Raw genomic sequence first — 16,315 nt, forward strand, 5'->3', positions numbered from 1 at the left:
CATGAATATCGCTCCACGAGCGTTTCTTGGTTTTGCGTTCATTGCTCTATTGGTCGTCGCGCTGGGGCTTTTTGCGCTGAACCGCATGAGCCTGATCCGCCAGGCCACGGTCGACATGGAAACCAACACCATGCCGAGCATCACGCTGCTAGGCAACGTCAATGAATCGGTGCTGCGCCTTAGGGTCTTTTCATTACGCCTGCTGGTCAATCGCGAGCCTGAAATGCTGCAGGAGACCGATCAGCGGATTGCTGAAATAACCACCCAATTGCAAACGGCCAAGTCTGCTTATAGTGCGCTACCGGCCGAGGCGCAAGAGAGAGCTACTTATCAACAGTTCGATACAACACTGACTCAGTATCTTGGGTTACTCAATCAGGCACTGCAGCTGTCGCGTGAGAACAAGACCGAAGAAACCCGGACCATGATTAACACGGGTATGCGACAAACTTCTGACTTGATGACCAAACAACTCAAGGATCTGGTTGATATCAACCGAGCCGCTGCTATTGCAGGCTCTCACATAGCTGGGCAGCAATATGACGGTGCAACGGTTGCCATTATTGCCGTGGCGATAATTGCATCAATGATGACGGTCCTGCTCGCCTGGTTACTGACCCGCAGTATTGTGACGCCTTTGTCGCGAGCGGTTAGCGTTGCTCAGGCAATCGCGGCGGGCAACCTGACCAAACACATTGAAGTCGATGGCAAGGACGAACCGGCGCGCTTGCTTGAAGCGTTGGTGGTCATGCAGCAGAACCTTCGTACGACTATCCAGATGATTTCAGGGTCGGCCACGCAATTGGCCTCGGCAGCAGAAGAGTTGAGCGCAGTCACTGAAGAGTCGTCCCGCGGCTTGCAAAAGCAAAACGATGAAATTGAACAGGCAGCGACTGCCGTGAACGAAATGACCGCCGCTGTCGAGGAAGTTGCGCGCAATGCCGTGTCCACCTCCCAAGCTTCAGAGCAGTCAACGGATACAGCGCGTCAGGGTCGCGACAAGGTCGTGCAGACCGTACAAGCGATTCAGGCCATGACCCAGGATGTGCAGACCACCTCCAACCTGATTGAAGGCCTGGCAGAACAGGGCCGCGATATCGGCAAGGTGCTGGATGTGATTCGCTCCATTGCCGAGCAAACCAACTTGCTGGCATTGAACGCGGCAATCGAAGCTGCAAGGGCTGGCGAAGCAGGTCGTGGCTTTGCGGTGGTGGCCGATGAGGTTCGGGCTTTGGCCCACCGTACGGCGCAGTCGACTCGAGAGATCGAACAGATGGTCGCCGGTATTCAAAGCGGAACCGGCAATGCCGTGCAGTCGATGAGTTTGAACACCAGCCGCACGCTCACCACGCTGGAGCTTGCCCGGGCTGCCGGAGAAGCGCTTGAGCAGATCACCGAAGCCATTTCGAAAATAAACGAACGCAACCTGGTGATCGCCAGCGCCTCGGAAGAGCAGGCCCAAGTGTCTCGCGAAGTGGACCGTAATCTGGTGAACATTCGTGACCTGGCCACTCAGTCGGCAGCCGGGGCCAATCAGACCAGTGCCGCCAGTCATGAGTTGTCGAGATTGGCAGTGGCCCTGAACGGCATGGTGGCACGCTTTGTGTTTTGATTAGCGCTTGACTGAACAAGTGCGGCTGTAGTCATGAGTCTGATGCAGTCCGCACTTCAATCAGCACACTGTAGATCAAGCCTGCAAACCCGTGCGGCATGAGGCTAACCCGCTTTGGCCGCCGTTTCGATCGACTGCCACGCCGCCCGCCCCAGCATGTCCCGATAGTGCCTGGGGCTATTAACCACACGTTTCGATAGCCAGGCCCGTGAATAATTTTCTGCCTGACCAATGATCAGCGACGGCAATAACTCGGCAGGCACGTGCGCAAAATGCTCGGCGATGCCTTGCGCGGTCATCCATTCCAGCAACTTCTTGTTGCGCTGCTTGTTGCGGGCGGCGAGTTCTTCCTTGAACGGACCGGTGGCCACGGCAAAGCGCCCCTGCAGGACAAATCGTGCCCAGTCCGGTTGCGCGTCCACCCAGTCGACATAGCTGTGCACCAGCGCAAGTACCCCGGCCTTGGCGTCACCTGCGTGTTGCAGGTAGGCGTCGCGCAGCCGTTCCTGGTCATCAAGCGCTGCAAAAAACAGCGCCGCCACCAGCCCTTCCTTGCTTTGAAAGTGGTGGTAAATCGCCCCCACGCTGGTGTCGCATTCGGCACGAATGGCCTCGATGGTAGTGGCTTCAATACCCATATCGTTAAAGGAGCGCAAAGCCTGGCGCAGGATGGCGCGTTTAAGGTCGCCGCGTCTCCCGGGAAAAACACGGTCTAGCAGATCAGATTCCATGCGGGTGCGCCTGAAAAAGACGAATGGTACGACGACCACGGGGGCTGCAGGAAGCGGCGCTTGACACCTGTCAAATACAGAATTATGTTCTGTAACAGAGCAATATTCTGCAACCAACAAGAAGGTCGTGTTCCATGAGCCAAGCCCTGAGCATGTTCAACAGCGTCGGATCATCTGCATTCAGCAACATGGTCTGCCAGACGGCCCCTTACTTCAGCACTATTACCCCGGAAGTGGCTGAGCTGAGGCCCGGTTATGCGCTGGTTAAAGTGCCGTTTCGCAAAGAAATCACCAATCACTTGGCATCAGTGCATGCCATTGCCTTGTGCAACGCCGCTGAACTGGCGGGCGGCATGCTGACGGACGTATCCATTCCCGCGGGCGGCAAGTGGATTCCGAAGGGCATGACCGTTGAGTACCTGGCAAAAGCCAAAACCGGCATCCGCGCAATTGCCGATGGCAGTGGCGTTGACTGGAACAGCGCAGGCGACAAGATCGTCTCGGTGGATATTTTTGATGAGGCGGATGTGAAAGTGTTTACGGCCAAAATCACCATGAATGTGAAGTCAGCTTGAGCTGAGCGAGGCGCCTCGGGCAACCCTGTGGCGCTCATTGCGCCATTGACCGGGGGCCACCCCGGTTGCGGCCTTGAACGCGCGACTGAGGGCCACATCCGAGCCGTAGCCCGTCTGCTCAGCCGCTATCGCAATCGAGTGCCCCGCCGCCAGCAGTAGCTTGGCCTGATAAATCCGCCAGGTCGCAATGTAGGCCAACGGCGGTATGCCGATAACCGACTTGAACAACGCCGCGAACGCCGAACGGGACATGGCCGCATCACGCGCCAACTGCTCCAGCGTCCAGGGATGGGCGAGGTCTGCGTGAATACGCCGCAGGGTTTTCGCCAACTGCCGGTGACTCAGGCCGGCCAGCCAGCCATCGGCCATGTTGCCTTCGGATGCCGCCCACACCCGAATCGCCTGAATGAACAGAATGTCCAGCAACCGACTGACGATATAGGGCGTGCCCAACCCATCCTGGGCCTCCTCCAGGCCGATCTGTTCAAGAACCGAAAGCATGCGCCCGGTATCAGAATCGCTCATGGCAACGTGCACTACATCAGGCAGCAAGGCTGACAGCGGCTCGCCGGCGGCATGGTCGAAGCTGAACAGGGTCGAGAAAAACTCACAGGCCGGCCCTTCACCGCCAAAGGTGACCCGATGGCCTGTCACGTGATCCGCCACCTCCCAGCAGGAGATGGCGACGGTGTCCGGTGTGTCGCCCAACACGCCGTCCACGCTCTGCTTGATGATCAGGCAGTCACCAGCCCTGATCTCGACAGGCGCCTGCCCTATGCGGGTGAACCAGCACTGGCCGCTGGCAACAACCAACAGCCGAGCCTGCCCCCCACTGTCAAACGAAATCGCCCACGGCGCCTGCCCACGCAAACGAACAAACAGGGAGCTTTCCAGGTGCATGGCATTGAGTACGGAGTCGAAGGGGTGCATGGCGCCGACTTTGGACGATGGGTTAAGACTTCGATACTCCAGGCAATGGGCCATCCAGTCAAGCAAGGCCACCATAGGCCTTATTCAGGCCATTGGGACCTGATCGACCGAGGTGACGCATGAAGGTTTACCGTTTACAGAAAATCGGATCCATCGAAGGCCTGGAGCTATGTGAGGAGCCCATCCCGACACCAGGGCCAGGTGAGGTTCTGGTGCGCATTGTGGCCACCTCCCTCAACTACCGAGACTTGGCGATTCTCAATGGCTCATTGCCGTTCGGCGCGCAGGACGGTCGAGTACCGCTGTCGGACGCATCCGGCATTGTCGAGGCAGTGGGCGCCGGTGTGAGCCGGTTTGCGGTGGGCGATCGAGTGGTCAACGCGTTCGTTCCCGGCTGGGTGTCGGGGCCTTTTCGTGAGTTTGCCCCGCAATACGGTCTGCAGCTCGATGGCTGGTCCAGCGAATATCGCACTATTGACCAACAAGAGCTGGTAGCGTTACCCGACTCGATCAGTTTCGAGGCCGCAGCCACCCTGCCCTGCGCCGCCGTTACCGCTTGGTCAGCACTCAAAGGCATCGGCCCGCATCAACGGGTACTGACCCAAGGCACCGGCGGCGTGTCACTGTTCGCCGTGCAACTGGCCAAAGCCGCTGGCGCGCAGGTCATCGCTACCACGTCCTCGGAACAGAAAGCCGCACAATTGCGCGACCTGGGCGCCGATCACGTCATCAATTACCTTGAGCACCCGAACTGGAGCGAGGCCGTTCGGGCACTGACCAACGGTCGTGGCGTGGACCGTGTGGTCGAAGTCGGCGGCCCCGGCACCTTGATGCAATCGGTCAAAGCGGTCGCCATTGGCGGGCAAGTGTCACTGGTGGGCATATTGGCGGCCGGCGAAATGCCAGGGTTCATGGATATTTTCCTGAGCCAGGCACGCTTGCAACCGATTGCCACCGGTAACAGACAGGACCTGGAAGATCTCATCGCCACCGTGGCCCGGCATGATCTCAAACCGGTGATCGACAGCCGCTATGCTTTTGATGATGCGTCCAGTGCGTGGCGACGCTTTGCGGCACGCAATCTGTTTGGCAAGGTGGTGATCACCCAAAACCTGTGACCCAACGTCCGGTACCCAGGCCCTGCCATCGGTGCATTCCTGGGTTTGCTGGAGCAAGGCAAAAACAAGTGAAGAAGCGGCCAGGGCGGACTCGCGCACAAGCCTGTTTTTAACACGGCTATGGCAACACAGTTAGTTTTAGAGGTGCCCGGATATCTAGCCAGGGATTACCACGCAGCCGTTCTTCAACCGCGGTACAACAATTTCAAGAAAATAGACGTCCAGCGGCCAACTAAAGAACTCGTCCTGCCCTGCGAAAATCACATCATGAAGAACCCGCTCGATACGCGAAACCCGATTGATGGGGCGTTCGACTTTCCAGGCATCCGGTTTAAGCAGACGCGCTTCAGCGATCCGCGACATCTGACCGGGCAGTATATTGGCCGCATGCCTTCGGCTCTTGGCCACATTGTCCGTATAGCATTTGCCGCAATTCTTCGCCGCCTGCCAGCCAATAGCGCAGATATCTGCCAGCGACAGTGTCTCAAGCATCGTACGCAGCACTTTTCTTGTGGCAGCCTCGCAAGAGAGCTCCAGCCCCGCCTTGTGCATCTCTAATTCGATGTAAACATATGCTGCGTCTTCTACCAGTTCCCTGATCATGGCGACCAATATCGGTTCATCGCTTGTCTGCAGATTGTTATCCAGGTCAGTGAACAGACACTCGACCAGTTCGGCTGCCGGCACTGCCGCCTCATCGCCCTGCTCTGCGCTCACATTGCTCGACCAGCCGTACTCTTCTGGCATGTAGACCCATTCTGAACGATGGTCCGAGGTGCGCCAGGCGGGAGCGCGGCTCAGCACGATGACGCCCGCATCCCATAGCTCATTGATAAATGATTCGGCACTGCTGGAGCCAGGAGCGAAAGGTCCGAGTTCACGGGCTCTCTTCGTACCTGCCACTTCGTCACGCTGCGTAACAAGCAGCGCACTCAAGAGAATCTTTTGTCTAAGGCCCAATTGTGAGTATGGGAGCCGCGTGGCGGCCCATTCCCGATTGGCACTTTGCAGCCGCTGATGATAGCAGTACCGGCATAGGCAACTTTGGGTCTGCTCATGGCCACAGGGTTTACAGAATGCTGACTGCAATCTGTAAGACCTTGTTGGCCATTTTTTTCGCATCGGTGCGCTGCAACCCGGACATGGCTGATCGTTGAGAATCTGCAGCGGTAACAGCGACGCCAACTGGTTCTGTTTGTACTCGATTCGGTACTCGGCCAAAAGGCTCTGCACGGTCGCACCGTCCATATAGCGCGCGTGCATTTCGCTGATTTGCTCGATTGAAAGGTGCGAGAGTGCTGGATGTAGAGGAGCGTACGAGATAGATGCTGACATCTGTGCCTGTGTTCTATAGCCGACCATTGGGGCCAGCGAGAATAGGGGCAGGTATCTGCTCGACGTTGAAAAACCTGTAACAAACTCTAATGCCTATATCAATGACGACACAGCCCAGAGCCCCGGAATTCATGTGAGTGTCGATTGACCATACAGGCGACGTTGAAAATTCACGTTACATTTTCTCAATGCTTGGCAAGCCACAAGTAATACGCAGCGACGTGCAAATACCTTCCCGCTCAAACCCGCCCGTTTACCCGGCTGAGCGTAATCCCAATACTGCTCTATTAGACTGGAGGAAGTTTGCTTGCTGGCGAAGGCGACGACACATTCACCACAAATGCTGTGATTTCAATGGCCTCTTCGCGAGCAAGCTCGCTCCCACAGAGATTTGCGATGCTTAATCGAACAGTATTGGGCGTAATTCCAATACTGTTCACTTAAGCAAAAATGGGTACTTGACTACATGGCCGATTGAGGGGCTGTCCTCGTCGTCGGACGGGATAGCCGCTCATCTTGCGCTTAACGCCTCGCGGATTGGCCTTGCCTCGACTGCTGATGCACTTGCCGCGCAAGATCTCTTTCAAAACCGATTCACGCCAAAGTTCGACGTGCTCAGGGGGGAAAAGCTGCCGCTTGCGGCAGCTTCCTTCTGACTACCCACACGGCGTTCGTAAAACCCAGCCTGTCCGGGTCGATCGCTGCCTTATCAGCCGCCTGGATCATCAACTGGCGGATTGCAAAATGTGCCAGTAGAAAACCCCACATCTCTTGCTTGACCAGTTCGGGCTTCTTGCTGCGCAGTACCGTGCTGGCTCCGCGCAAATGGGTTTTGAGTTCATCGAAGACGTTTTCGACCTCCCAGCGCTCGTGATACAAGGCGGCCAACTCTGCTGCAGGAGCTTCCTCAGGCACTAGCAGGTTGGTCACCAGTCGGTAGCGCTCACCCAGTTGCCCCTCCTCATCCACCAGAGTGAACTCCACGACCCGTACGCGATGGCTGTTTTTTCGGTTTCGGCCATGGAGTTCGTACGTCGTACTCAAATACGAGCCATCACTGAGGCATTCTTCGACTGGCAGCTTGACGGTACTTTTGACTCGCCAAAGCAATTTACCTCCACACTGAGTCGCCAAACTCCAAAGCTTGAAGCTGTAGAAGCCCCGGTCGGCCATCAGTAACTCGTCAGATCGAAGATGTTCGGGCAACAATCGCTCTGCCAGGGTTTGCTCGCTCTGGCGGCAATTCCCAAGCTGGGCCGCCGTGATGACATGGGTTCCGCACTCGACCAGGTTGACGAGCCGCAGTTGTGGAAACGCACTGCTACCTCTCGATGAAGGCGGGTAGCCAAAGTAGTCGGCGTTGGCTTGCTCGTCAGCCACGTCGAGGACGGTGCCATCAAGGCCCATCAAGCGCCAACCACGATACCAGGCACCTCGGGTCTCGGGCGTGGCCAGCGGGCGTAGCACCCGTTGTGCGAGACCCTGCATGACTTTGGCACCTAGCCGGTTGCGGGCGGCCGAAATCGCCGATTTGGTGGGTAGTTGGAGGTTGTGAGGATGAGCTCCGGCGCCAATATTGAGCCAGTTCGCGCCCTCACAGACGATCCGTAAAACCTCTTCGAGCGGAGCGTCACGCCAAAGCGCCATGGCCATTACGTAATAGACAACGGTGGGGGCAGTTAACAGACGTTCACGTTGGCTGCCGCGTCCTGTTTGTTTGAGAACTTCGTCGATCAAGGTACGAGGACAGCTGTTTATCAACACACCTGCACTGATCAAATGAGCCAGATCGAGGGAGTCTGGAAGGCATTTGCGTGTCCGAGCCACAGGCGTGTCCTCCTGAGCCATTTACAGGAGGATAGCTCGGCCAGCATTCACTTCGTCTAACTGAACAGTATTGGGCGTAATTCCGAACCTGCAATGATTGTTTACCAAGCTGGCGCGAAAAGCCCCTTCCTTCAGGTGGGGGATGAAAGCGCCACCGCGAAGCGATCATAGGGGTTAAAACCCCAAAAACCGCCCCTATTCTGTGTTTCATGACTGAAATGAAAGCGACCAAAACCCTCAGGATTCGAGTGCGAGACAAGCATGCAGCGCAGCTGCGTGAAGCTTCTCGTGCTGTGAATTTTGTGTGGAACTACGTAAACGAGTTGAGCAGTCGCTCGATTCGTGAGCGTGGCCGTTTTCTGTCGGCGTTCGACATTCACAAGTACACCAACGGGGCCAGCAAAGACCTGGGACTGCACAGCCAATCGGTGCAGGCTGTTGCCGACGAATATGTCACACGGCGCAAGCAGTTCAAAAAGCGCCAGCTCCGCTGGCGCTGCTCGGGCGGCGCCCGGCGCAGCTTGGGCTGGGTGCCCTTCAAGGTCGGCGCTGCTGTCTGGAAAAACGGCCAGGTCGTCTTCAACAGACAGCACTTCAAGGTCTGGGACAGCTACGGCCTGGCGGGCTTTAAATTCAGATCCGGCAGCTTCAACGAAGACACCCGTGGACGTTGGTATTTCAACGTCGTGGTCGAGGTCGACCGCCAGTTATCGCCAGGCCAGGACGCGGTGGGTATCGACCTCGGACTGAAAACCACGGCCACCTGCAGCGACGGTGATCGCCTTGAAAGCGGCAGGTTCTACCGGGATCTGGAGAGCGCCCTGGGCACGGCCCAGCGCGCCGGCAAGAAAGCCCGTGTGCGGGCGATTCACGCCAGGATTGCGAACCGCCGCAAGGATTGCCTGCATAAGTTCAGCAACGCGCTGGTCGCACGTTGTGGCGTCATTGTGGTGGGCGATGTGAACTCACTGAAACTCGCGAAAACCAGGATGGCCAAGTCGGTGCTGGACGCCGGCTGGGGCCAATTGAAAACCATGCTGGAATACAAATGCGATCACGCAGGCACGGTTTTCAAGGTTGTCAGCGAGAGAAACACCACCCAAACCTGTTCGAGCTGCAAGCAATTGCCGGACTCGAGGCCGAGAGGTATCGCAGGGCTTGGAATAAGGGAATGGACTTGTTGTGGGTGCGGTGTCACCCACGACCGCGACGTCAACGCCGCAAAGAACATTCTCGCGCTCGGGCATGAGCGTCCAATTGTGGGAATCCCGGCCCTTTAGGGCGGGGAGGATGTCAATCTTTGCTCAAATCCACCAACGGCACCTGGCGTACTTCGGTCGCACGGCCGTTCTGGATCGTTTTGATCTGCTGCAGTGCCTGGTCCACCGCCGGTTTATCGGCCAGCAAGGCGTAGCTGATGCTGAACTGACGCTGTTGTTCAGGACCAATAGTCGGCACCAGATTCAGCGGTCGCTGGTAACGCCGGTTGTACGAGAAACTGGTGCCAGGCTCCAACCCGGTGACGTAGCCCTGGCCGCGGGTGTCAGTGTTTTTCCATAGCGAGAACACTGGCAACTGCTGGATATTGAAGCCCACTGCAACGCCGAGGCTGGCGGCTTTGTTGTGCAGCACCGTCAGCGTGTTGCCTTGGTCGTCGCCGTAAGGCACCACGTTGTACACGGTTTCATCGTAGTCAGGGGTCGGCCCGCGATAGGTCTGCCAGTCGCTCAGGTCGGCTTTGGCTTTATCGTTGAAAGGCGACACTTGCTTGACCGGCGCGGCAAAGCGCGCGCCCTCCTCCAAAAACGGCGTACTGAAGTTGCTGTGGTACAGCGCCTGGTATTCCTTTGGATAGTCGCCATTGTTGGTCAGGGTGTCATTGAGCACGAACCGCGCCGTACCTGGCTCAGTCACCAGTTCGGTCTGCACACTGAAGTCCACTTTCTTGAACGCCTGCTCTTTCAACTCACCACGCACCCGAATGGCATACGGCGGGGTTTGGTCGATATGCACGGTGACCTTGCTGGCCGGAATATTCGCTGCGCGGCCATGCAGGGTCAGCAACTCGCCATTGTCGATGCCCGGATGACCGACCCATTCGTAACCGCAGCGGGTGACCAGTTCGTTGAAACCTTCCAGCCAGCCCAGACCACCGCGCCCGTTAAGCTCAATGAAGGCCGGGTTGACCACTTCATTGACCGGCGAATCCCAGCCCATCCTGGCCTCGCCGACCTGAGCATTGAGTACGTTCATGCCACGGGTCGGCACCAGCGTCAGCTTCATCGTGCCGTTATCAATATCAATCAGGCTCACACCTTCCTGACGCCCGCCATGCAGGGTGCGCATGCTGATGGAAAAAGGCTTGTCGAGCTTGACCCCAAGCTGCTCGCTGGTGATCCGCATATTGCTGGCGGGCTTGTCGCTGTCGAGCAGCACGAAGTCCCAGGCAAGGGCCTGGGTGCTAAGAGAAAGAGCGGCAATGGCGCAGGAAATCAGAGGCATTTTCATGGGCGGTTCCTTTCTTGGAATTATGATTCGCTTAAACAGATGAAACGTTTCAGCGACAGGTCCAGTCTAGTCCCATTTACAGCGCCGGTGTAGCCACCCATGGCCTGGCCACCTGTCTGCGACCGGGTCGAGACTCATGACTTTGCCAGCGCGCGCTCGCGCCTGACGAAGTGAATCTTCTCTGGGAAAAATCGTCCAGAGATCACTCAAGACAATCACACAGTGGCAAAATCGCGCTAACTTGAACACTTCGGAGACCCCGATGCTTCGCATTTTTGAACGCTGGCTTGACCCTTTTCCGCCCGACGAGACGCCGCCACCGCCCATGGGCCTGGCGCGTTTTCTGTGGGCCTGCACCCGCGGTGCGCGTGGCTACATCCTCATGTTTGCGCTGCTCAGCGCCGCCGTCTCGATCTACGAAGCCTGGCTGTTTTCGTTCCTTGGGCAAGTCGTGGACCTGCTGTCGACCTGGCAGGCCGGCGGTGCGGTGAGCGCCGAAGAAAGCGGTGTGCTGTGGGGCATCGGCATTGTGCTGCTGGTCAGTATCGTGCTGGTGGCGCTGCGCACCATGGTTCAGCATCAGGTGTTGGCAATCAACCTGCCGCTGCGGCTGCGCTGGGATTTTCACCGGCTGATGCTGCGCCAGAGCCTGTCGTTCTTTTCCGATGAGTTTTCCGGGCGGGTCACCACCAAGGTGATGCAGACCGCGCTGGGCGTACGTGAAGTGCTGTTTACCCTGATCGAGATCATTCCCGGTATCGGTGTGTACTTCATCGCGATCATCGCCCTGGCCGGCGGCTTTGCCCTCAAGCTGATGCTGCCGTTCATTGCCTGGATCGTGTTGTTTGGCCTGGCCATGCTGTATTTCGTGCCGCGTCTGGGCCAGGTCGGTCAGGAACAGGCCAATGCGCGCTCCTCGATGACCGGCCGGATCTCCGACGCCTACACCAACATCACCACGGTCAAGCTGTTCTCGCACTCCAAACGCGAGGCGCATTTTGCCCGCGCGGCGATGGAAGACTTCAAGCAGACCGGCTTTCGCCAGATGCGGCTGGTCAGCCAGTTCGAGATCGTCAACCAGACCCTGGTGGTCGCGCTGATCATCGGTGCCGGCGGCTATGCCCTGTGGCTGTGGCACCAGGGTGACGTCGGCACCGGTGCAGTGGCGGCAATCACCGCCATGGCCTTGCGTATCAACGGTATGTCGCACTGGATCATGTGGCAGATGACCTCGCTGTTCGAGAGCATCGGCACCGTGCAGGACGGCATGGAAACCCTGGCCAAGGGGCCCAAGGTCCAGGACGCGCCGAATGCCACGGAGCTTGCGACCACCGGCGGCGCCGTGACCTTCGACAACGTGAGTTTCAACTATAACGGCGAGCGCCAGGTACTCGACGGCCTGACGCTGAACATCCGCGCGGGTGAAAAAGTCGGCCTGGTGGGCCGCTCCGGGGCCGGCAAGTCCACCCTGATCAACCTGCTGCTGCGCTTTTATGACGTCGACCAAGGCGAGATTCGGGTTGATGGCCAGAACGTCGCCAAGGTCACGCAGGACAGCCTGCGCAGTGCCATTGGCATGGTCACTCAGGACACTTCGCTGCTGCACCGTTCGATCCGCGACAACATCGCCTACGGCCGCCCGGATGCCAGCGACGAGCAGGTCCGGCGCGCCGCCATCAACGCCCAGGCCGACGGCTTCATCCGTCAGTTGAGCGACAAGCATGGCCGCAGTGGCTATGACACCCAGGTTGGCGAGCGCGGCATCAAGCTGTCCGGCGGCCAGCGGCAACGCATCGCCATCGCTCGGGTGATGCTCAAGAACGCACCGATCCTGCTGCTCGACGAAGCCACCAGCGCCCTGGACTCGGAGGTCGAAGTGGCGATCCAGGAAAGCCTGGATGAAATGATGGTCGGCAAAACCGTTATCGCCATCGCCCATCGACTGTCGACCATCGCCGCCATGGACCGACTGATCGTCATGGACGATGGACGGATCATCGAACAGGGCACGCATACCGAGTTGCTGGCGAAAAACGGCGTTTATGCAAGATTGTGGCAGCACCAGAGTGGCGGGTTTCTGGGAGAGGATCAGGGCGTGGTTGAGGCCGTGGAATAACCGCGCAGCATTAACCTGCAGGAGCGGCTTTAGCCGCGAAAGACTTCGCAGCTAAAGCTGCTCCTGCTCATGCGGTATCAGTGCACTGCGCTCCAGATCCTGCATCAGTTCGGTCAGCATCTGCCGCCGGTTTTCGGTAATCGGCGGCGGGACGTACCAGGTGGCCACGCTCATGCCTTCGCGCTTGTAGGTGAAAGTGCGCAGTAACTGGCCGTCCTTGTAGACCTTGCCCTCAAGGTTATGCAGGTAGCTGTAAGGCACCGGCAAGGTCAGCAGGGTCAGGGCGTTGAGCGCCACCAGCACGCCTGCGCCCTCGCCCGGCGGCTGGCTGATGACCAGCCCATAGCCCTTGCGTGAGAAACCGTGGTCAACGAACGAGAACGCGCCCGATGACTTGACCGCCTCGGTCAGTTCGTTGCGTTCCTGCATGTCATGGCGCGTATAACCTTGCGGCACCACCATCAGGCTCATCGGCACATAGCGCTGTTGCGCGTGATAGCCCAGCGGCTTCATTGACGGGTTGCATCCGCCCAGCAACAGCAGCCCGCCAGCCGCTATTGATATCTTGACCAAGCGGTTCATCGTGGTGCATCCAGCGGCTGGTCGGCCAGGCTCGCGGTCTGCATGTCACGGGCAAAAGCGCGGGCAATACGCCGGATGTTTTCCTGCCGCTCTGGCACCCCGAGATCAAACAGCCAGGAATACTTGCCCATGTAGTTTTCGTAGTGATAACGCTTGAGCACCTTGCCGTCGCGCATCACGGTGAAGTCGGCCTTGGAGTCCATGTCGTTTTGCAGCGGCAACAGGAACAGTGTCGCAGCGCTTAGAAACAGCAGCGGCGTGGGCGCCAGTTCGCGTTTGACGTTCAGGTTGACCATCACCTGGGTTTCCCCGGCCTTGGCGCTGCCATTTTCGACCTTGCTGAACACCCCGCTTTCGCGCAGGTAATTGCGCAACTCGGCGCCATGCTCCAGTGAATCAACCATCACCGTGATCGGCGGCAGATAATCGCGCCCCGCCTCGATCTGTGGATCGGGCAGCGTCTGGGTGCCGGCGCAGCCGCCCAGCAGCACGCTGGCAGCAAAGACCATCGGTTTGTTCATGGTGTGTTCCTTGGGGTGGTTGATTGCGCGTCGGTTCGCCCCTGCGCTGGCATTGGCAGGACGAAGGGATAGGCAGGTTTCAGGTCCAGGTTCATGGGCTGCAATACCGGTAAACCGGGGCTATAGCGCCGGGCGATTTGCTCATCGCGGGGTTGCTGATTGGCATGCAGGAACATGCACACCGACATACCGATGCAGCGCGAGCGAAATTCACCGAGGTAATAGGCCTTGCCGGCCTCCAGACGCAGCGGCACCACGAACTGCTCGCGCGCCTGCAAAGAACGGAAGCTGCTGTTGGCGCCAGTCCAGAAAAACTGGAAGTCATACAGCTCGTAATCGCCCGGCTTGAGCGGCATGACGAACACACTGGCCTGGCCAGGCAGGGCCTTTTCATCGGCGCTGCGCGAGTCTTCGATGTCCTTGGGGGTATGCGCCACCTCGGCATGGCCCCACCAGGCTGCCGCACCGTCTTGCGAACCGCGCTTGCGCAGCAGAATGCGCTGATTGGTAAAAGCGCTGTCGCGCCCCTGCGGGCCGATGCTGCCGACCAGCCAAGCCACCGGGCTACCGGCCGCCGGTTGCAACGGCTCGCTGACGAACACGGGCGACTTGGCGGCGCAGCCGGTAATCAGGGCGATAGGTAGAAGACGTGCGAATGCACGGATAAATCCAGACATGAGGGGTCCTTTGGATGAGTCGCGTTCCATCGGTGGCAAGCGGCTGACAACTGTTGCAGGTTTGCGGGGTGTCACGAGGATTGCCGCCTCAGGCAGTCTCTGACCAGCGGCTGCGCGTCTGATCGTTTTAAACCGCGAAGGTTCCCCCAGAGGGCCGGCTCATGTGGCGAGGGCGCCTGGCGGATTGCAATCAAACGGCCTTCCCGGCATCATTTGATAACAATTTCCATTAGCTTTTGAGCCATGCCACCATCCACGTCTGACGCCGCGCAATTGAACGTCCGCAATCGTGTTCTGCATCAGTTGTTCGGCGATCACCACAGCTGGCTGCTCGGCCGCCTGCGCGCACGCCTGGGCTGCCCGGCAGAAGCCGCAGACATGGCTTCGGAAACCTTCGTTCAGGTGGTCGCTGCGCCTTGCCCGCTGGCAATTCGTGAGCCGCGTGCGCTGCTGACCACCATCGCCAAGCGTCTAGTGTTTGCCAGTTGGCGACGCCGTGACCTGGAACGCGCCTATCTGGAAAGCCTGGCGCAGCAACCCGAAGTTTACGCCCCGTCAGCCGAAGAACAGGCCCAGGCACTGCAAGCCTTGGTGGCGCTGGATCGGCTGCTCGAAGGCCTGTCACCGATCGGCCGCAGCGCCTTTCTGTACAGCCAGCTGGACAACCTGACCTACGCCGAAATCGGCCAGCGCCTGGGCATTTCTGCGCCACGGGTTCATCAGTACGTGGCCAAGGCGCTGGCGCTTTGTTATCTGGCGCTGGAGCCGGCATGAAAGCCCGCCAACTGCCGCCCGCTGTAGCCCAGGCCGTCGAATGGCTGGCCTTGCAACGCTCCGGAACGATGAGTGACGGCCACCGGCAACGCTTCGAACACTGGCTGCACGCCAGTCCTGAACACAGCCTGGCCTGGCAGCAGTTGCAGCAGCGAATTGGCCAGGTGTTCAGCGGCACACCGCAAAGCTCGCGAGAAATGCTTGATCGTGCCGGCAACAGCCGTCGCCACCTGTTACGCGGCGCATTGGGGCTGAGCGGAGTGGGTTTGGCTGGCTGGTGGCTGCAAGGCCAGGGACTGCTGCCCGGCCTGGGCGCCGATCTGCAAACCGCAATCGCCCAACGCCAGCGCTTCGACCTGGCCGATGGCAGCCGGGTGCTGCTCAATGCCGATAGCCGCGTCGATCTGCTGTTCGACGGGCGCCAGCGCACGTTGCTGCTGAGTCAGGGCGCGCTGAATATCGAGGTGGCGCGCGACCCTGAGCGGCCATTGGTGGTGCGTACCGCGTTTGGCGAGGCGCGGGCGCTGGGCACCCGCTTCAGCGTGGCGCTGCACGAGCAATCGGCGCAGGTCTGGGTGCAACAGTCGCACGTGCTGGTCTCGGTGCCTGGCGCGACGCCCTTGCAACTGCGCGCAGGCCAGGGCGCGCAGCTCGACGGTCGCCGGGTGCAGGCGCTGGATCCGCAACTGGCCCGCGCTGCGGCCTGGGAAGATGGCCGCCTGGAAGTCCATGACCGCCCCCTGAGTGAAGTGATCGAAGCCTTGCGCGCCTATCATCCCGGCTGGCTGCGGATCAGCGCCGAGGCTGCGGCCTTGCGGGTGACCGGCATCTTCCCGCTGGACGACAGCACCCAGGCACTGCGCATCCTCCAGGAGGTGTTGCCAGTGCGGGTCGAGCGCCCGCTGAGCTGGTGGACCCAGGTGAGCCTGCGCTGAGCCTGAATTATTTTTTCATTGCCCCCTTAATAACCACCCCGCTCACGTCACAAGGCAGGCATCCACCTCATCAG

Annotated in this window: 14 protein-coding genes and 2 pseudogenes; 8 read left to right on the forward strand and 8 right to left on the reverse strand. The window is 59.1% G+C overall.

The window, feature by feature from the left end:
• Window position 1: 1 nt before the first annotated feature.
• A pseudogene (locus NJC40_RS21090) lies at window positions 2-709 on the forward strand (MCP four helix bundle domain-containing protein); the annotation flags it as partial.
• Between the two features lie 306 nt (window positions 710-1,015).
• Window positions 1,016-1,612 (forward strand): annotated as a pseudogene (locus tag NJC40_RS21095) (methyl-accepting chemotaxis protein); the annotation flags it as partial.
• Window positions 1,613-1,716: 104 nt separating this feature from the next.
• Here the strand turns inward: NJC40_RS21095 and NJC40_RS21100 are convergent.
• Entirely contained in the window at window positions 1,717-2,343 is a 627-nt protein-coding gene (locus tag NJC40_RS21100; protein ID WP_253117356.1) for a TetR/AcrR family transcriptional regulator, read from the reverse strand.
• A 134-nt stretch (window positions 2,344-2,477) separates the two neighbouring features.
• Here NJC40_RS21100 and NJC40_RS21105 point away from each other — a divergent pair, with 134 nt between their 5' ends.
• Entirely contained in the window at window positions 2,478-2,918 is a 441-nt protein-coding gene (locus NJC40_RS21105) for a hotdog fold domain-containing protein (protein ID WP_253142915.1), read from the forward strand.
• Here the strand turns inward: NJC40_RS21105 and NJC40_RS21110 are convergent.
• Complete coding sequence (locus NJC40_RS21110; protein WP_253142916.1) at window positions 2,910-3,923, reverse strand: AraC family transcriptional regulator; 1,014 nt, start codon at window positions 3,921-3,923, stop codon at window positions 2,910-2,912. The two genes, NJC40_RS21105 and NJC40_RS21110, sit on opposite strands and share 9 nt — an antisense overlap.
• A gap of 44 nt (window positions 3,924-3,967) precedes the next feature.
• On the opposite strand from NJC40_RS21110, the gene NJC40_RS21115 reads away from it, so the two are divergent.
• On the forward strand, window positions 3,968-4,966 hold the full coding sequence (locus tag NJC40_RS21115) for a zinc-dependent alcohol dehydrogenase family protein (RefSeq protein ID WP_045491583.1): 999 nt from the start codon (window positions 3,968-3,970) through the stop codon (window positions 4,964-4,966).
• A gap of 156 nt (window positions 4,967-5,122) precedes the next feature.
• On the opposite strand, the gene NJC40_RS21120 is transcribed toward NJC40_RS21115, so the two are convergent.
• Together NJC40_RS21120 and NJC40_RS21125 are read right to left on the reverse strand one after the other, a co-directional pair.
• Window positions 5,123-5,902 carry a hypothetical protein gene (locus NJC40_RS21120; RefSeq protein ID WP_253142917.1) on the reverse strand — a complete coding sequence of 260 codons (780 nt, stop codon included), beginning with the start codon at window positions 5,900-5,902 and terminating at the stop codon, window positions 5,123-5,125.
• 1,014 nt (window positions 5,903-6,916) lie between these two features.
• Window positions 6,917-8,149 (reverse strand): IS4 family transposase, encoded by a 1,233-nt coding sequence (locus tag NJC40_RS21125; protein WP_253143067.1) that lies wholly within the window; start codon window positions 8,147-8,149, stop codon window positions 6,917-6,919.
• Window positions 8,150-8,346: 197 nt separating this feature from the next.
• Here NJC40_RS21125 and NJC40_RS21130 point away from each other — a divergent pair, with 197 nt between their 5' ends.
• Window positions 8,347-9,408 (forward strand): RNA-guided endonuclease InsQ/TnpB family protein, encoded by a 1,062-nt coding sequence (locus NJC40_RS21130; protein WP_492180406.1) that lies wholly within the window; start codon window positions 8,347-8,349, stop codon window positions 9,406-9,408.
• Between the two features lie 13 nt (window positions 9,409-9,421).
• Here the strand turns inward: NJC40_RS21130 and NJC40_RS21135 are convergent, their stop codons facing one another.
• Window positions 9,422-10,636 (reverse strand): aldose 1-epimerase family protein, encoded by a 1,215-nt coding sequence (locus NJC40_RS21135; RefSeq protein ID WP_253142800.1) that lies wholly within the window; start codon window positions 10,634-10,636, stop codon window positions 9,422-9,424.
• 262 nt (window positions 10,637-10,898) lie between these two features.
• Here NJC40_RS21135 and NJC40_RS21140 point away from each other — a divergent pair, with 262 nt between their 5' ends.
• Window positions 10,899-12,752 (forward strand): ABC transporter ATP-binding protein, encoded by a 1,854-nt coding sequence (locus tag NJC40_RS21140; protein ID WP_253142799.1) that lies wholly within the window; start codon window positions 10,899-10,901, stop codon window positions 12,750-12,752.
• Window positions 12,753-12,803: 51 nt separating this feature from the next.
• On the opposite strand, the gene NJC40_RS21145 is transcribed toward NJC40_RS21140, so the two are convergent.
• Genes NJC40_RS21145 through NJC40_RS21155 form a run of 3 tightly spaced genes read right to left on the reverse strand, consistent with a single transcriptional unit; the run spans window position 12,804 to window position 14,532 of the window.
• Entirely contained in the window at window positions 12,804-13,334 is a 531-nt protein-coding gene (locus NJC40_RS21145) for a hypothetical protein (protein ID WP_253142798.1), read from the reverse strand.
• Window positions 13,331-13,855 carry a hypothetical protein gene (locus NJC40_RS21150; RefSeq protein ID WP_253142797.1) on the reverse strand — a complete coding sequence of 175 codons (525 nt, stop codon included), beginning with the start codon at window positions 13,853-13,855 and terminating at the stop codon, window positions 13,331-13,333. Before NJC40_RS21150 ends, NJC40_RS21145 begins: the two co-directional genes overlap by 4 nt.
• Window positions 13,852-14,532 carry a hypothetical protein gene (locus tag NJC40_RS21155; protein ID WP_253142796.1) on the reverse strand — a complete coding sequence of 227 codons (681 nt, stop codon included), beginning with the start codon at window positions 14,530-14,532 and terminating at the stop codon, window positions 13,852-13,854. Before NJC40_RS21155 ends, NJC40_RS21150 begins: the two co-directional genes overlap by 4 nt.
• A 243-nt stretch (window positions 14,533-14,775) precedes the next feature.
• Between NJC40_RS21155 and NJC40_RS21160 the strand changes: the two genes are divergently transcribed.
• Window positions 14,776-15,306, forward strand: coding sequence for a sigma-70 family RNA polymerase sigma factor (locus NJC40_RS21160; protein ID WP_253142795.1), 531 nt, complete (start codon window positions 14,776-14,778; stop codon window positions 15,304-15,306).
• Complete coding sequence (locus NJC40_RS21165) at window positions 15,303-16,241, forward strand: FecR family protein (RefSeq protein ID WP_253142794.1); 939 nt, start codon at window positions 15,303-15,305, stop codon at window positions 16,239-16,241. Before NJC40_RS21160 ends, NJC40_RS21165 begins: the two co-directional genes overlap by 4 nt.
• The last annotated feature ends 74 nt before the right edge of the window (window positions 16,242-16,315 follow it).

It is taken from the genome of Pseudomonas sp. 21LCFQ02, from assembly GCF_024129895.2.
Taxonomy (GTDB): domain Bacteria; phylum Pseudomonadota; class Gammaproteobacteria; order Pseudomonadales; family Pseudomonadaceae; genus Aquipseudomonas.

Bases quoted from the DNA above. Each gene is read 5' to 3' on its own strand.
- NJC40_RS21100 (WP_253117356.1), bottom strand. From the start codon at position 2,343: ATGGAATCTGATCTGCTAGACCGTGTTTTTCCCGGGAGACGCGGCGAC.
- NJC40_RS21105 (WP_253142915.1), top strand. From the start codon at position 2,478: ATGAGCCAAGCCCTGAGCATGTTCAACAGCGTCGGATCATCTGCATTC.
- NJC40_RS21110 (WP_253142916.1), bottom strand. From the start codon at position 3,923: ATGGTGGCCTTGCTTGACTGGATGGCCCATTGCCTGGAGTATCGAAGT.
- NJC40_RS21115 (WP_045491583.1), top strand. From the start codon at position 3,968: ATGAAGGTTTACCGTTTACAGAAAATCGGATCCATCGAAGGCCTGGAG.
- NJC40_RS21125 (WP_253143067.1), bottom strand. From the start codon at position 8,149: ATGGCTCAGGAGGACACGCCTGTGGCTCGGACACGCAAATGCCTTCCA.
- NJC40_RS21130 (WP_492180406.1), top strand. From the start codon at position 8,347: ATGAAAGCGACCAAAACCCTCAGGATTCGAGTGCGAGACAAGCATGCA.
- NJC40_RS21135 (WP_253142800.1), bottom strand. From the start codon at position 10,636: ATGAAAATGCCTCTGATTTCCTGCGCCATTGCCGCTCTTTCTCTTAGC.
- NJC40_RS21140 (WP_253142799.1), top strand. From the start codon at position 10,899: ATGCTTCGCATTTTTGAACGCTGGCTTGACCCTTTTCCGCCCGACGAG.
- NJC40_RS21145 (WP_253142798.1), bottom strand. From the start codon at position 13,334: ATGAACCGCTTGGTCAAGATATCAATAGCGGCTGGCGGGCTGCTGTTG.
- NJC40_RS21150 (WP_253142797.1), bottom strand. From the start codon at position 13,855: ATGAACAAACCGATGGTCTTTGCTGCCAGCGTGCTGCTGGGCGGCTGC.
- NJC40_RS21155 (WP_253142796.1), bottom strand. From the start codon at position 14,532: ATGTCTGGATTTATCCGTGCATTCGCACGTCTTCTACCTATCGCCCTG.
- NJC40_RS21160 (WP_253142795.1), top strand. From the start codon at position 14,776: ATGCCACCATCCACGTCTGACGCCGCGCAATTGAACGTCCGCAATCGT.
- NJC40_RS21165 (WP_253142794.1), top strand. From the start codon at position 15,303: ATGAAAGCCCGCCAACTGCCGCCCGCTGTAGCCCAGGCCGTCGAATGG.